Here is a 16,291-nt window from a genome sequence, read left to right as displayed (position 1 = left end):
AAGATAGCAATAAAGCGAATTATTAAACAATCTTATTTTATTTCAATATGCCGAAAAATGCTGATGAAAAGCGATTAAAGATTTTAGAGACCGCCAAACGAAGATTTGCCCATTATGGTATGGGGAAGACCACAATGGCAGAAATAGCTAAGGATCTATCCTTTTCAAAGGCCCTTCTATATTACTATTTTCCGGATAAAAATAGTCTGTACGCTGCTGTTCTTGAGCATGTAGTAGAAGAACTGGAAGAGGATATTGCAGCATCTATCAAAAATATAAACTCTGTTTCTGAAGCCATTGTTATCGTACTGGAGAAACGGATGGAATTTGTCAAAAAATATTATTACATCCTCGAATATACGGTTTTGATGCGTAAAGATCTTTCTTCAGAACTGGATCAGCTGCTTGTCGATTCTTTCGAAAACCAAAGAGAAGTCATTCAGAATGTATTCCGTAAAGGGGTAGAGCGTGGAGAGTTGATGGATGTCGATCTGGCAGAGATCTCTAAAATATTCTTGTTTTCCTCTATGGGGATGCGTTTGGTAGTTGTCAAGGATTTGAAAAGCAGTTTTATCCCTAATAAAGAAGAGTTTGATGCCATCCTTGTCATGCAGAAAAAGATGGCAGCTATTTTTATAAGGGGGCTTAAAGCGTAGCTTTTGAAATAATCGCCTTAATTATCTGATCGGCATGTATTCTCGAGTTTTCGATAAACCAGAGATGGGTATTCAATCCGCCACAAACCACCCCTGCAAGATAGATTCCGTTGATATTGGTTTCCATCGTGTCTAGATTGTGATTTGGGATCATGGGTGATTCTGTGGAGATCTCTATATTCAATGATCTTAAAAAGTCAAAATTTGGACGGTACCCGGTAAGGGCTATTACAAAATCATTGTCGATAATTTCCTCTCCATTTTTGGTGGCTATATGCACACTGTCGGGTTCAATTTTAGTTAGTACACTATTGTAGTAGGCCTTGATCTCTCCTGCTGCTATACGATTTTCAATGTCTGGCTTGACCCAATATTTTACCCTTGGACTGATTTCATTGCCACGTATCACCAGAGTTACGTTTGCTCCTTTTCTATACACTTCCAGAGCGGCATCGATAGCGGAGTTGCTGGCACCCACAACAATAATATTTTGATCGGCATAGTAGTGCGGATCATTATAATAATGGCTTACTTTGGACAGTTCTTCACCAGGGATGTTCAAGTACATTGGAATATCATAGAAGCCTGTAGCTACAATAATATGTTTCGTTATATAGAATCCTTTTTCAGACTCTACTTTGAATAAATCTCCCTCTTTGCTATAGCCTATCACCTCCTCAAAAAGCCGGGTATTTAATTGGAAGTGGGTATTTGCCCTTCTATAATATTCGAGTGCCTCTGCCCGCTTTGGCTTAGGATTTATAGAAACAAACGGGATATTGCCTATTTCAAGCTTTTCTGCTGTCGAAAAGAATGTCATATTTACGGGGTAATGGTAAAGCGAGTTGACCAGACACCCTTTTTCAAGTATTATATAATCGAGGTGGTTTGTTTTAGCTGCGATACCACAGGCAATACCTATAGGGCCAGCCCCGATTATCAGGACATCATAGACGCTCTCCATTTATCTTTAGTTTAGTTTTTTCGATAATTTCGCTTTTCCCCGTAAAGTCGGTCGTTATTTTTTGTATATCAGCCGATATTTTGATCAAAAATTGCAGTTGTTCCGTGATTAACCGACCATCATCACTTTCCGTTTCATCCGTATCCAGTTTTTCTACACCCTGCACGGGTTCGAATGCTGTATCATCCTGTTCGCTGACATAATTAATAGTCTTCTCCAGATGTCCCAAGGCTTTATACAGCTGTCTCAAGTGTGCATTATTAAAATGATGGTCTTCAGCATCATGAAGTTGCGTCAAGAGGGTTGCTGTGTAGGAGGAAAATACGTGGTTGAGGATGACAAATCGGTTGACCTCTTTGGTTAGATTCTGCCTCCATTTGGGTTCAGTGAGTAAGCGCTGGAAGGTTGAACCCATATTAGCGGAAGCGATATACACTTCTTTACGCGCCAATTTATAGGAGGTTACATCTTCCGTGTTCCCAGATAATACCTTTATAGCCTGTGCTAGATAATGGTAGTTGGCAATGAGCAAGCTCCTTATATTAGCCCTTATCTGAAAACTCTCCCAGTTTGGAAAAACGATATAACTCGACAAAAAAGCAAGCGATCCACCTATAAAGGTGTCTAATATACGTTCTTTAGCCATCTCGATAGTGTTGACACCTGTAAAGCTGAGCATGATCAGTACGTAAGGTGTCATAAAAATAACCGCCATAATGTAATTGACACGGAACAAACTGTAGGCGATCAAGAAGAAGAAGATCAGTATCACAAAACGAGCTGTCAGGTCAGGAACTGTGGCGAGGATAATACCGCCTATAATTCCGCCGATGACTGTACCGATGAGACGTTGTACATTTCTTTCCTTGGTGAGCCCGAAACCTGGCTTCAATATCACCAATATTGTAAGTAATATCCAATAGGTTCCAAATCCAGGGTAATTCAGTAAGTTGAGGGTCAGGTAGGTCCCTGCAAGCATAATGGACATCCTTAATGCATGCCTGAAAATACTGGAGTTTATACTGAGGTTGTCTCTGAATTTTTCCCAATTAAGGGCTTCGTTACGGAGAAATTTACGGCTATGCTGTATTTCTTCTTTCTCTACATTGACAGACTTAAATTGTCCATAGTTGTATATATCCCGGATATGTTTGGTAATCGTCCTGATGTTTATCAGGACTTTCTTTAACGGAATTACACTTTGTTCAGAGGTTTTATCGTATCTATCTACCGCTATACGTAATTTATCGATTTCGGCTTCCAGGTCATGTATCGGCTTGGGAATTTTGTTGGCATTGATTTTATAGGCAATATTGTCTAATTCATGTGTCGCTTTAACGATTACATCTTTTATTTTTTCCAAGATCCCGGAGGGGCCATAGTTTATCCTTACCTTATCATAGTCATAATGGGTGGTCATACTCTGCTCGAAGAGGTCGTTAATATCATTAAATATTAGTGACAAAAAGCGGCCTTCTTTTGTGGTATCTTTGATAGATCGTTTACTACGGAAGAGGATGTCCCGTACGTTTTCCTGATGGGCATTAACGGCGATCTGACTTTCGATTAGCTTGATATAGTTGTCATCTACGTCGATACTGGTATCATAAAAATTAGCTTTTAGGCGTAAATATTCTGCCACCTGCAAGATCGTTTCAGAGAGCTCCTGCTGCGCCAATCGATATGGACGCACCTGCATGATTGAAAAGCTGATGATCATGTACCATACAGCGCCGATCAAAAAATACAAAAGATAGGTGAATTCTTGTTTGAGCGTGTACACATCATCAATGTTGATCAACATGACCAACAGGCACATCGTACCTATCGTAGCGGCTCTCGCATTAAATACGGCAAGCATAGAAAATAAGAACGCAAATATTGCGATGGTGATCGTCATCAATGGTAAAGAGCTGTTGAAGAGAGCCGTGATAAAGATCGTTATTATTCCGAGCAAGGTACAGTAGACCATCCCAAATCTACGGTGTCTTGGCGCACCGGGCGTGTCTGATAATCCGACTATCAGTGCACCTAAAGAAATAAGCGTGCCCGTCTTGAATTCGCCAAAGAACGCACATATCACGACAGGTATTATGGTGCCAATAGTAATCCTTAAGCCTTCCGCAAAGTATTGGCTATAAAAAAAACTGGTTATCTCTTCTGTTTTTCTCATGTTGCTTGCTACAGCTGATCCAAGTATTTTCTGTCTATGTTTTTCTGATTTCTGAATGTAGTGGCCGATACGCCAGCTATCTCTTTAAACTGTTTGCTCAAGTGCGCTACACTACTATAGTTAAGTACGTAGGCGATTTCTTTTAACGATAGCTCATTGTACGATAGTAGTTCTTTCGCCTTCTCAATTTTTAACTGAATATGGTATTTCTCGATGGTGGTACCCTCTTGTTGAGAGAATATCGAACTGATTGTATGGTAGTTTATGCCCAGCTTTTCACTGAGATAGACCGATAGTTTAATCGCTTCTGCATCTTCAGCGTTTACGAGTTCAATTAGCAAGGTCTTCACTTCCTTGGTTAGATTGTCTTTCGGATCATCGATCAGCTCAAAACCAATTTTTTCCAGTTCCGCTCCGATCTGTTTTACCTTACCCACCGCTATAGGGTCTGCCAATTGTATCGTGCCCAGTTGTACACTCGAAAAAGGTACCTCCAATCGATTGAGGATGTCCTCTACTGCCGATACACACCGTTTGCAGACCATATTCTTGACCGCTAATTCCATTTGCGCTAATTCTTTTTGTTTCGTTTGTTTTTCGCGTATAAACTTAACGATAATTGCCTTTAAATGCAATATTGTAAGATGCATTTAAAGGCAATTATAATGTAGCACCTGTTGTGCTTTGAGTAAGGTTTGACTAATTTTTCACAACTTCTACATGAACGATAATTTCTACGGTTGGAGCCACGGCGTCTACACCAGTAGGTAGTTTATCGTTGTATTTTATATTGTAGTCAAATCGGTTGATAGCTGTTGTTGCCGTAAATCCTGCACGGGTTTTTCCCCAAGGATCTGTAATGATGCCCCCATTTTGTGTTACCTTAAAAACAACCGATTTGGTGACATCACGGATGGTTAGGTCTCCAGTCAGTATAAAACTGTTGTTTTTGGCTTTTTTTAAGGTAGCGTTGGTCAGTTTCATGCTAGGGTATTTTTCTGCATTGAAAAAATCATCACTTTTTAGATGATTATCACGCATTTCCACACGGGTGTCAATGCTGTTGACATCGATAGTAAAATTTACCTTTGCTTTGTTAAAATCTGTTGCGTTAGCAGTCTCTACAGAGCCTTCCAGTTTGGTGAATGCGCCATCTACAATCGCGATACCTAAGTGCTTGACCTCAAATCTAGCGTTTGTGTGTGCAGGATCTATCGTCCAGCCTACCTGAGCAAAGCCCATGTTCGTAAAAAGGACAAATGCAATAAATACGTTTAATAGAGTTTTCATGTCTTATTTCTTTTTCTGTTTATGTACTACAAAGTTCGTAGAAGTTTTTTTGATAGAACTTAATGTAGATTAATAAAATAAAAAATATGTTTGCTAGTCTAGTGCCTGCCACCAAGCGGAGGATGGGGCAAACTGATCTAAATATACAACCTGGCCTATTTTTGGCGTGATGATATCGATGTTTTGCTCTTTGGCGGCCTTGCTGACGCGTATCAGTGGTTCATCCCAGGCATGGTTGGCGAGGGGAAACTTTGCCGAATGCACCGGAATCAAATATTTTGATTGTAGATCTTTTGTCGCATCGACCACTTCTTCAGGCATCATATGGATATATTTCCACATTGCGTTGTACTGACCATTTTCGAGTATCGCAAAATCAAAAGGGCCATGAATTGAGCCTATTTCTTTGAAGTGTTTGCCATATCCGCTATCGCCACCGATAAATATTTTTTTTGAGCCAGTAAGGACGAATGAAGACCATAGCGTTGTATTTCGTTTGAAAGTACGTCCCGAAAAGTGTCGTGCCGTTGTTGAATTAACCTGAAAACCATCGACCTGTGTGCTATCTCCCCAGTATAGTTCGGTGATCTGGCCGGCAGGGTAGCCCCATTGTTCTAGATGAGCCCCGACACCAAGTCCAGTTACGATATGTTTGACTTTCCCTTTGAGCTTCATGAAGGTGTTATAGTCTAGGTGGTCCCAGTGGTCATGCGTGATGAATAAGAGGTCGATATCCGGCATATCCTCCACCTGATAATCGTATTCGCTGTCAAAAGCACGTACAGAAACCCTTACCGGTGTGGCATACTTGCTAAATACCGGGTCTACCAATATCCTTTTGCCATCCAATTGTATGTAGTACGAGGAGTGTCCAAACCACACATAGAGATTGCTGTCGATCGGAAGTTTATAGAGATCGTGTTTTTCGACCGGTATTAATGCCTTAGGTATATTTCTTACCTTTTTTGCGAAGAAAAACTCAGAAAGCATCTTCGAGTAACTGGTGCCTTCGGCTAATGCTGGCGTATGTTCCAGGTTGTCAAAAGCTCCTTCTTTGTAGTTGGGCTTGCTTTGCATAAGAGCTAGGCGCGCGCCGCTGGCTTTTGCACCAAATCTGTCGTGTTGCATGTAGAGCAGCGTCACCAAGACGAGCACTATCAGGAGGGCTAATATAACCTGCATACTTCGTTTTAAAAACTTTATCATATAGTGTATCTCTAAGTTATGCGAAATATTCTAATCTAAAAGTCATAAATTGCCCCTTATTATCAGACGTCACATGATCAAGATCACATCATTAGCTTTTATAAAAACCATTTTGGTTTGCTTTTTCGCCTTATTACTATATAGGAGCGGGGTAGCACAGGTGTTGCGGCCGGGATTTGATAAAGCCGAATTTGCGGAGATATTGTCTATCAATGCGCGGTTTTCTGAAAGTCCCCAGATAGCAAAATTTGTCCCTGTCCCAACGCGTTCGCACCTCGTTTATAAAAGTGAAGAGATCGGACTGGTCAACCATTGGCAGCTATGGTTGATGGATAAAAAAGTGGCTGTGATCTGTACCAGAGGCTCTACCCGTGAAGGGGAGAGCTGGTTGGCCAATTTATTTGCGGCCCAGATTCCTGCTAAAGGTGTATTGAAGATCGAGAAGGATTTTGAATTTAGCTATACGTTGGCTGAGCATCCGGAGGCCGCTGTACATGCAGGTTATGTTTTCAGCTCGGCTTTCCTGTTGCGCGATATATTGCCTAAGATTGACTCCTGTTATCAAGCTGGTATCCGGGATTATGTTCTTTCTGGTCATAGCCAAGGCGGTGGCATCACCTACATTATGAGTGCATACCTGCTACAGTTGCAAAAGACGGGTAGGTTGCCCGCGGATATGCGCATCAAGGTCTATACCAGCGCTAGTCCCAAACCTGGGAACCTTTATTTTGCTTATGATTACGAACATGCCTTTGGCGATGGCTGGTCGCAACATGTGGTCAATACCGAAGATTGGGTACCCCAGTCTCCTTTCACGGTGCAGACGATAGCCGATCTGCCCGATGTCAATCCCGTTCCAGCCCTGCAGGCAACACTAAAAAAGCAAAGCTTCTTCAAACGGTTGTTTTTCAATTCGCTGTATAAAAAAATTACCCGGCCATCTCAGAAAGCAGTAGATCGCTATCAGAAATATTTAGGACAGTTTACAGGCAAGCAGATTAAAAAATATTATCCCGATTTTGTTATTCCCGAATTTGCCCATAGCAATGAATACGTCCGTACTGGTAGACAGGTTGTCCTATATCCGGATAGTGGCTATTTTGAGAGGTTTGATTATAGTAAGGACAAAACACAGATTATGCTGCATCATTCTACTGTAGCGTATTATAACCTGTTGAAATCTGTGCCAGGAGTAAACGTTAAATAACTCCGAGAACCGATTGTGGGTTTGTATTAACTAAATATAAGGATGAATCTAGAAGAAGTATTGAATTATCGCCGTTCTGTTAGGGTCTACGATCCCGAGAAAGCGATGGATAGCGAGCGTGTCAAGCACTGTGTCCAGATGGCTACATTGGCTCCCAACAGTTCTAATATGCAGCTTTGGGAGTTTTATCACGTGTGCAGTCCCGAGCTGTTGCAGCAGCTTACCCATGCTAGTCTAGGACAGTCTGCTGTAGGTACAGCTTCCGAACTAGTGGTATTTGTGACACGGCAGGATTTGCACCGTCGGCGGGCAAAAGCTGTATTAGCATTTGAAAAGGGGAATATTGAGCGGAATAGTCCTTTGGATAGGCAGGAAAGCCGTATCCGTGACCGGGAGCTGTATTATGGCTGGTTGATGCCAATCCTTTACACGCGTTTTTTTGGAATTATCGGGCTGTTTCGAAAGATACTGGTCAGTACTGTCGGACTTTTTCGGCCTATGGTGCGACAGACCTCCGAGTGTGATGTGCGCACAGTGGTACACAAGACCTGTGCATTGGCTGCGCAGACGTTTATGATAGCCATGGCCAATGAAGGTTACGATACCTGTCCCTTAGAAGGTTTTGACCATCGGCGGGTAAAGAAGATACTGAAATTGCCCCATGGTGCAGAAGTAAATATGATTATCTCTTGCGGTATCCGTAAAGGAAATGAGGGAATCTGGGGTGAACGCTTTCGCGTTCCGTTTAATGAGGTATACCATAAAGTATGAAACTCAACGTAGGGGATAAAAGAAGTAAAGAAATAGTCTGACTTGGAACTCGCGAACCATAGAATTGATTTTTTTATACTTTTAATCTTATAATCTGTTGTAGCGAGCAAGGCAAAACAAATTAAGGCGTTAAAATGTCCACATTGGGGGAGTGTAAAGAAACAAACTATAAAAGAATAACATTACCTCTGTAATCATTGTGGGGCCGAATATTTTTTGGATAATGACGATATCAATGTCAATATAAATCATCAATATGGAGATATTATATCTGTGCGGATAAGAGTAATAAAGTATATAAAATAGATCCTGCCAAGAATGAAGTAGTCGATATGACCGCGGCCTTTTTGCTGATGTGCCTGAGTTTTCTTCCGGTATCTCCACCTTAAAATTTACCCAGGACATAGAAGGTGATGGTTTTAATATCATGACCAATGATGGCAAAGAATATTACTATTATCCGCTTGTCCGCAAGATCTATAAAGATCATTCCGAAAGACGTGAGGCTGGTACCGGGCTATCCAGTTTATTACCGGGTGCAGGCTTATCGGTATACTATGCCTTGTCCGAAAAAAGTAGAGATTACCCCGAAGAGAAAATTCAACTGATCAAATATTGGTATAAGAACAATCCCGGTTATCCGATAATGCTTCCCTGCAGTTATCAGGTGTCGTGGGAGAAAGTATATCAGTATCCGAAAAAGTCAGGAATCTACTACGGTTCATTCCCATTTAAGAAGCAGTTGTTCAAAGAACCAGGGATTACCAAATTTATTGATCTTACACCCGTTCGCCTTTATTTTGAGGCTAAGGTAGCTTATCAAGATAGTACTAACCTGTATATTGCAGGCCTTCCGAATACCAATCCAGCAAAGGCCATCCGTATATTCAAAAGATCGATACTGATAGATGTAAAGTATTGATAGTTATATTGATAAATAAGTTTTTTTTCGGAGCGATTGGATGTTTTGTACTGCTGTTTTGATTTTATTTCACTTTTTTACTAAGGTTTTTCATTTTGCTTCGTATTGGTAGTATTAAGGGGAAAGAATATGTACAATACTTCAAAAATTGCCAAGTTAATCAAGAAGAAAATAGAAGGTACCATTACGGGCGATGAGTTGATCAAGCTTAATGAATTGGTCCAAAATAACCCGTCTATTAGCCGTTTGTTGGTGATTTTAGAGGATGATCATACGCTATTGGAAGATACAGCGACGTATCTAGGACTTGCCATGGACAAAGAAAAGGAAGATAGACAGCACCGATTGCTGGAAAATACCCTCTCCAAAATTCATAGCAGACCTAAAGTAATTTTGTTTCGTAGACTTCTTCCTTATGTAGCCGCAATTTTTGTCGTGTCGTTAAGTGCTTTACTGTACTATAAGGGAATGTTTAATAATTCGCAGATAGCTATAATTGAGGATTTGGCACCAGGTAGTAATAGGGCTTCTATCACACTCTCTGATGGACGTATTATCGAGTTGAGTCAAGACCAGCATGGCGTAGTAATGGGAGATCAATTGCAGTATGAGGACGGTACGTTGATTCAAGCAATGGATAACGCGGAGGTCGTGTACGCGACAATCGCTACTCCAAAAGGAGGGCAGTATCAGATAACACTGTCTGATGGTACGAAGGTGTGGTTGAATGCCGATTCAAAGTTAATATACCCATCCCGCTTTAAGGGAGATAGCAGGCTCGTAGAGCTGGAGGGAGAGGCATATTTTGATGTCTCTACGGTTACTGAAAAGGGAAAGAAAACTCCCTTTATGGTCAAAACCGCTCAACAGCAAGTAGAAGTGCTCGGCACACAATTTAACCTGAAGGCGTATGCCGATGATCAAGGAGATACCCGTACTACCTTGGTAGAAGGTGCGGTGTCCCTACACGTAGCCGATAAAATTTTGTCATTGATCCCGGGAGAGCAGGGCGTGAGCAGTAAGAAGGGCTTGAGCAAAAGAAAAGTTGATGTAGGCCCTTACATCGCTTGGAAGGACAATCAGTTTGTTTTTGAGGAAATAGAACTACACGAGGCGCTTAAAATACTGAGCCGCTGGTATGATTTTGATTTCAGTGTCGATAACGCAGTAAAACCTATACATCTATACGCAAGTATCAACCGTGGTAAAAGTCTAAGAGAGGTTCTTAATATTCTAGAAAGTAGCGGTATTAAATTTAGACTCGAACGTACCGGAGAAAGAAATAAATTATTAATCTTCAACTAAAAACCAATAACACTACTATGGAATAAAACGAAAGGAAAAAGAAAGGTGGACCAAAAAAGCGGACAGTGCGCTAACACTGCCCGTAATGTTATAGCTGTCTATCGTAATTATTATCTCTAGGCAAAGAGAAGATTTCTCATTTTAATAAATTACAATATGATCTAAACAGTACAAATGTATGATTTTTAAAACAAAACCTGAAGGGCTACATAGGCCTTCTGTTAACAGTGTGCTCTTAATTATGAAATTGATAGTTGTACTTATTTTGCTAAATATTACAGCAGTATGGGCCGATGGGTTTGCACAGAATATCACCCTGAAGGCGAAGGGGATGTCATTGGTGCAGGCCATGAAAAGTATCCAACAGCAGACTGGATATGAGTTTTTTATAAAAAGTAGAGACCTCGCGCAGATAAAGGTTAATCCCGATATCGAAGGTCTTCAAATCGAAAGGGCGATGCAGAGACTGTTGCAGGACAAGCCTGCAGCGTGGGTCTTGGAGGGGAATACCATCGTGATAAAACCACAGGCACCTAAAGCCTCCTTAAGTAAAACCGTCCCCAACCCGACACAAGGTATAGTTAGAGAATTGCCCGTTATACAAGAGCAGCGTATTACAGGTAAAGTGACTGATGCTATAGATGACTCCCCAATATCGGGAGCGAGCGTATTGATAAAAGGCAAAACAATAGGCACCAATACGGCTGTCGATGGGGTATACGAATTGATGGTTAATGAAGGGGATTCATTGATATTTTCGATGGTCGGCTATATCCAACAGCGGGTGAAGGTTGGTGCTTCCAAGTTGATCAACATCCGATTGGCTAAGGATAATAAAGAATTGGAGGAGACCGTTGTCGTGGCCTTTGGTAGACAGGCCAAAGAGAGCGTGGTATCTTCCATAACCACCGTCAATGTCAAAGATCTAAGATCTCCATCCAGCAACCTGACAACCGCTCTGGCTGGTCGCATGGCAGGTTTAGTGGCTTATCAGTCTACAGGCGCTCCAGGTGAGGAGGATGCGCAATTTTTTGTGCGCAGTGTGACTTCTTTTGGAAGCGGATTGACATCACCACTTATTCTTATTGATAATGTGGAGATGACGGCAAAAGATCTGTCCCGCTTAAATCCCGATGATATTGCAAGTTTTTCAATTTTGAAGGATGCCTCAGCTACAGCTCTTTACGGGGCGCGTGGAGCTAATGGAGTAGTGTTGGTGACCACTAAAGAAGGGGAGAAAGGAAGTGTTAAAGTCTCGTTTAGACATGAAACATCCATGTCTACACCCACTACTAAGGTAGATGTGGCTGATCCTGTCACTTATATGGAGTATGCTAATATAGCTAGTATGACCCGTCACGGCGAACTAACTTATTCGCAGAGCAAAATAGATTTTACCAAAGACCCAAATAGAAATCCAAATGTATATCCCGCTGTAGATTGGAAGGACATGCTGACTAAAAATCATTCCTTGAACCACCGCACTAACATCAACCTTACTGGTGGCGGAAATGCGGCAACCTATTACCTAGCAGGCTCCTTCTCGCAAGATAATGGAATATTAAAAGTGGATAATAAAAACCCTTTCAACTCTAATATCAACCTTAAAAAATACTCCGTTCGTTCTAATGTAAATTTAAATCTCAACAAATCATTAGAGGCTAAGGTACGCGTGAGTGCGAATTTTGATGATTATACGGGGCCTATCGGTGAATCTGGAAGTGGGGGCGCAAATACCTATGGTAAATCATTGATGGCCAATCCGGTGCTGTTTCCTGCTTATTATGAACCAGATTACAATACCCAATATCTTAATAGGATTTTATTTGGGAATTATTCGGGGGATGATTATGGTAATGGTGGGCCTGATTATATCAATCCTTATGCGGATGTGATGCGTGGCTACGAGGATGTGCGTAATAATACGTTATTGACGCAATTGGAATTGCATCAGGATCTTGCCTCGGTTACCACTGGTCTAAAAGCCCGTTTTATTGGTAGTCTGACACGCTACTCTGGATTCAATATTCAACGGAGCTATAAGCCATTCTATTACCAATACATCAGAGGAACTTATGACCCTACAAATCCTTATCCATATCAATTGGCTAACCTCAATATTGAAGGTGGTTCCGATAATATTGACTATACCGCAGGTAATAAGTTTGTAGAAGCAACAGGATATGCTGAAGGAGCGCTACTTTATAATCGTAGATTCAGCAAGCATGATCTAGGTGGTTTATTGGTAGGGTCGATAAAGGACAGGATGGATGGAAGCCCAAAAAATTTAGATTCGTCACTTCCATCCCGAAATGTGGCTCTAGCGGGACGTTTTACCTATGGCTATTCCAACAAATATTTTGCAGAACTTAATTTTGGATTAAATGGATCCGAGCGTTTCGATCCTAAATACCGTTGGGGATTTTTTCCATCTATCGGTCTAGGTTGGCAGGTGTCAGACGAGCCTTTCTTTGAGGGACTGAAGCCCGTGTTTTCTAAACTAAAATTGCGTGGTACCTATGGTTTGGTGGGGAATGATGTGATTGTTGAGGATACAGATCGCTTCTTTTTTACCTCCAATATTAACCTTAATGGGCCTAATGCTGGCTATTTCGGGAATAATCCCAATTCTACCTTCACCCGACCGACTATAGATATACTTCGCTATGCCAATCCTTTGATCACCTGGGAAGTTTCTTATAAAACAAATTTAGCAGTAGAGCTGGGCTTTCTGAATGACGAACTCTCGCTGATCGCTGAAGTGTACCATGAAAACCGAACTAATATCGTACAGGTGCGTAAAGATATACCTTCTATTGTAGGTCTGGCTTCAGAGATTAAAACTAATTATGGTGCTGCGGTAGGAAAAGGGCTTGATCTGACTTTGAATTATAATAAGTCATTTTTCAACGGTATGTGGTATATCTTGCGAGGGAACTTTACCTACGGCTCATCTAAAATTACCGAATACGATGAATTGAATTATTCGGGTTTCGCACCATGGAGATCTGTCATAGGCCGTAAAGTCGGTCAATCGCAAGGTTATGTAGCAGAGCGCTTATTTATTGACGAAAACGAGGTGTTGAATTCACCCGTGCAGATGGTTGCTGGCTCAGGTACGAAGTATCAAGCAGGAGATATCAAATATAGAGATATCAATGGCGATGGGATGATCAACGAATATGATATTGTCCCTATTGGTTATCCAGGAACTCCAGAGATACAGTACGGTATAGGTGGTTCATTTGGATTTAAGAATTTTGATATTTCTGCCTTTTTTCAAGGTTCATCACGCTATTCTTTTTTTATGGATGCCAATGCTATGGCTCCTTTTGTTAACGTCACATCGGGAGGAAGAAGAGGGAATAGAGCGATGTTGAACTTTATAAAGGAGAGTTTATGGACTGAAACGGATCGAGATGAATACGCAAACTGGCCACGATTGTCTCCCGATGTTGGTAACACGGGGATAGGTAACAGTAATAATTTTGTACGTAGCAACTACTGGATGCGTTCAGCAAGTTTTATACGCCTAAAATCAGTAGAAATGGGATATAAGTTTAAAGACTTTAGGGGGGTAAGCCCACGCGTATATGCGAGTGGGACCAATTTATTTACCATATCGGATTTCAAATTGTGGGACCCTGAAATGCGTGGTAACGGGCTCGCTTATCCATTGCAAAAGGTGTTCAATCTAGGTGTTCAAGTTAATTTTTAACAGAAATTGAGATAAAATGAAACAGTTTATGCTGATGAAAAAAATAATGTATGGAACGGTAGCTGTCCTTTTGATGTTACTCGTTTCCTGCGATAAGTACTTAGATATCCTGCCCGATGACAAGCCTGTCCTGGAAGATGCTTTCAAGGATCGCTACAATGCAGAGAAGTACCTATTTACCTGTTACGCCAGTCTTCCGAATTTTGCTAACCCTGATAATACTTTGGGGCTTACTGGGGGTGGGGATGTGGTGTATGACGAAAAAAATATGCCGGGAGGTAATACGGCTCATATGCCCAATACCATCTTGATGCTGTTCAATGGAAATAATGCAGTAAGTCCTTATATGAATTTTTGGGATGGCAATAAAGGGGCTAGTGAAAATATCTGGCAGGGAATACGGCACTGTAATGTGTTTTTAGAGCATATCAATCTAGAGGATGGTGGTCCACGTGATATGGACGAAATGGAGCGCGCCAAGTGGATTGCCGAAGTAAAGACGATAAAAGCATACCTTAACTTTTATCTATTTCAACTGTACGGGCCTATTCCGATTGTGGATAAAGCTTTTCCAATTTCTTCCAAAGGAGAAGAATTGGCTTTATATCGTGAGCCTGTAGATAAGGTAGCAGACTATATCGTGGGGCTTTTGGACGAAGCTATGGAGAGTCTACCCACGCCGAGTGAGCAAGATCCATCCACCGAATTTGGTCGATTCACAAAAACCATAGCAAGATCAATTAAAGCGAAGACGCTAGTGCTTCTTGCAAGTCCCTTATTCAATAACAATAATTATTATGCTGGATTTAAAGATAATCGAGGAGTAGAATTATTCCCTATTGGAGATAGTAGGCAAAGATGGGAACGAGCACTACAGGCTACGGATGAGGCGGTACGGTCGGCAGAAGATGATGGAAATATTATTTTAGTGACTACGGATGCCGGAGCTGGAGCTATTCCAGACGTTAATTCTAACAACATTAGTTCTCAGACTAAAGCGATGCTCAGCCTACGGCAGGCAGTTACTTTACCCTGGAACGCAGAGATTATCTGGGGGACAAATGAAAATACGAGGTTATTGCAAAAGTTTGCCAGCATGTTGAGTAACTCAGAGTGGGAGAATATAGCTGGTTCTGGCGCTCCTGATATCGGTCAGCGCCATGCTCCGACATTGAATATGGTCGAACAATTTTACTCTTCACATGGAGTGCCTATCGAAGAGGACGAAGAATGGGATACAAAGGGTTGGTACCAGAATAGGTATGTGACCCAGGTACCAGACGCCACCCATACCAAATATTTTATTAAATCAGGGCAAGAGACTGCAATATTGCATTTCAACCGTTCCCTACGGTTTTATGCCTCAGTGGGATTTGACGGTGGCATTTGGGAAGGACGCGGTAAAAGTTTAGCGGATCCCTCTTTCCCTAATTTTATGCGCCACATGGGGAGCGGGTTTAAATACGCGGAAACTTATGGGTTTTATTCCTACACGGGATATTTGGCTAAAAAGCTGACCCATTTAAAGACAACTTATAGAGACACCCGGGTTGAATTGGTTTATGAACCGTATTCATTCCCTATTATTCGTTTGGCCGACATGTATCTCTTATTGGCAGAGTGTCTGAATGAAGTCAATGGACCAAGTAAGACAGATTCAAAGGGGAATAATGCATACTATTACTTAGATGTGATCCGCGCACGATCGGGTATGGAAGGTGTTGTAGAGAGTTGGGCTAAATATGCCTCGGCGATGTATAAGTCCAAGCCAAATGATCAGATCGGTTTAAGAAAGATCATTCAGCAAGAACGTGTCAATGAGCTTGCTTTTGAAGGGCAATATTACTATGATGTACGGAGATGGATGACAGCAGAAGAAATCTATAATCGTCCGATATTGGGCTGGACTAAAGAAGGGGAAAAGAAAAAAGATTTCTATACCGTAAAAGTGCTACTACAACCTCGATTTTCGATGAAAGATTATCTAATGCCAATCGCAACGAATACATTGCTTCAAAATAGAAATCTGATACAAAATCCGGGCTGGTAAAATCATTCGATAGAATTTAAAAAGTATAA

The 16,291-nt window shown here is 41.4% G+C and carries 12 protein-coding genes; 7 read left to right on the top strand and 5 right to left on the bottom strand.

Going from position 1 to position 16,291, the window contains the following annotated elements:
* Positions 1 to 47 precede the first annotated feature (47 nt).
* Complete coding sequence (locus G7B20_RS09865; protein WP_164110775.1) at positions 48 to 656, top strand: TetR/AcrR family transcriptional regulator; 609 nt, start codon at positions 48 to 50, stop codon at positions 654 to 656.
* On the opposite strand, the gene G7B20_RS09860 is transcribed toward G7B20_RS09865, so the two are convergent.
* From G7B20_RS09860 to G7B20_RS09840, 5 genes are all read right to left on the bottom strand, one after another.
* Positions 646 to 1,620: a YpdA family putative bacillithiol disulfide reductase gene (locus G7B20_RS09860; RefSeq protein ID WP_164110773.1), complete on the bottom strand. Its 975-nt coding sequence runs from the start codon at positions 1,618 to 1,620 to the stop codon at positions 646 to 648. The two genes, G7B20_RS09865 and G7B20_RS09860, sit on opposite strands and share 11 nt — an antisense overlap.
* Positions 1,604 to 3,793 carry an FUSC family protein gene (locus G7B20_RS09855; RefSeq protein ID WP_164110771.1) on the bottom strand — a complete coding sequence of 730 codons (2,190 nt, stop codon included), beginning with the start codon at positions 3,791 to 3,793 and terminating at the stop codon, positions 1,604 to 1,606. Before G7B20_RS09855 ends, G7B20_RS09860 begins: the two co-directional genes overlap by 17 nt.
* A gap of 8 nt (positions 3,794 to 3,801) precedes the next feature.
* Positions 3,802 to 4,443, bottom strand: a complete 642-nt coding sequence (locus G7B20_RS09850; RefSeq protein WP_205600203.1) for a helix-turn-helix domain-containing protein — start codon at positions 4,441 to 4,443, stop codon at positions 3,802 to 3,804.
* A gap of 49 nt (positions 4,444 to 4,492) precedes the next feature.
* Positions 4,493 to 5,083: a YceI family protein gene (locus G7B20_RS09845; RefSeq protein WP_164110769.1), complete on the bottom strand. Its 591-nt coding sequence runs from the start codon at positions 5,081 to 5,083 to the stop codon at positions 4,493 to 4,495.
* 93 nt (positions 5,084 to 5,176) lie between these two features.
* Positions 5,177 to 6,289 (bottom strand): MBL fold metallo-hydrolase, encoded by a 1,113-nt coding sequence (locus G7B20_RS09840; protein ID WP_240452756.1) that lies wholly within the window; start codon positions 6,287 to 6,289, stop codon positions 5,177 to 5,179.
* A 73-nt stretch (positions 6,290 to 6,362) separates the two neighbouring features.
* On the opposite strand from G7B20_RS09840, the gene G7B20_RS09835 reads away from it, so the two are divergent.
* The 6 genes from G7B20_RS09835 (at position 6,363) to G7B20_RS09810 (ending at position 16,262) form a co-directional block, all read left to right on the top strand.
* The gene (locus G7B20_RS09835) at positions 6,363 to 7,496 is read left to right on the top strand and encodes a lipase family protein (RefSeq protein ID WP_164110767.1); all 1,134 of its coding nucleotides are present in this window, start codon (positions 6,363 to 6,365) and stop codon (positions 7,494 to 7,496) included.
* Positions 7,497 to 7,538: 42 nt separating this feature from the next.
* Positions 7,539 to 8,267, top strand: a complete 729-nt coding sequence (locus G7B20_RS09830; RefSeq protein ID WP_164110764.1) for a nitroreductase family protein — start codon at positions 7,539 to 7,541, stop codon at positions 8,265 to 8,267.
* 355 nt (positions 8,268 to 8,622) lie between these two features.
* Positions 8,623 to 9,189 carry a hypothetical protein gene (locus G7B20_RS09825; protein WP_164110763.1) on the top strand — a complete coding sequence of 189 codons (567 nt, stop codon included), beginning with the start codon at positions 8,623 to 8,625 and terminating at the stop codon, positions 9,187 to 9,189.
* A 129-nt stretch (positions 9,190 to 9,318) separates the two neighbouring features.
* Positions 9,319 to 10,494 (top strand): FecR family protein, encoded by a 1,176-nt coding sequence (locus tag G7B20_RS09820; protein WP_164110760.1) that lies wholly within the window; start codon positions 9,319 to 9,321, stop codon positions 10,492 to 10,494.
* A gap of 241 nt (positions 10,495 to 10,735) precedes the next feature.
* Positions 10,736 to 14,212 carry a SusC/RagA family TonB-linked outer membrane protein gene (locus G7B20_RS09815; RefSeq protein ID WP_205600202.1) on the top strand — a complete coding sequence of 1,159 codons (3,477 nt, stop codon included), beginning with the start codon at positions 10,736 to 10,738 and terminating at the stop codon, positions 14,210 to 14,212.
* Positions 14,213 to 14,246: 34 nt separating this feature from the next.
* Entirely contained in the window at positions 14,247 to 16,262 is a 2,016-nt protein-coding gene (locus G7B20_RS09810) for a RagB/SusD family nutrient uptake outer membrane protein (protein ID WP_164110758.1), read from the top strand.
* Positions 16,263 to 16,291: the final 29 nt, after the last annotated feature.

Source organism: Sphingobacterium sp. xlx-96 (assembly GCF_011007365.1).
Classification (GTDB): domain Bacteria; phylum Bacteroidota; class Bacteroidia; order Sphingobacteriales; family Sphingobacteriaceae; genus Sphingobacterium; species Sphingobacterium luzhongxinii.
Note: the sequence above shows the minus strand (reverse complement) of the source record. Positions and strands in the feature narration are given on the sequence as shown.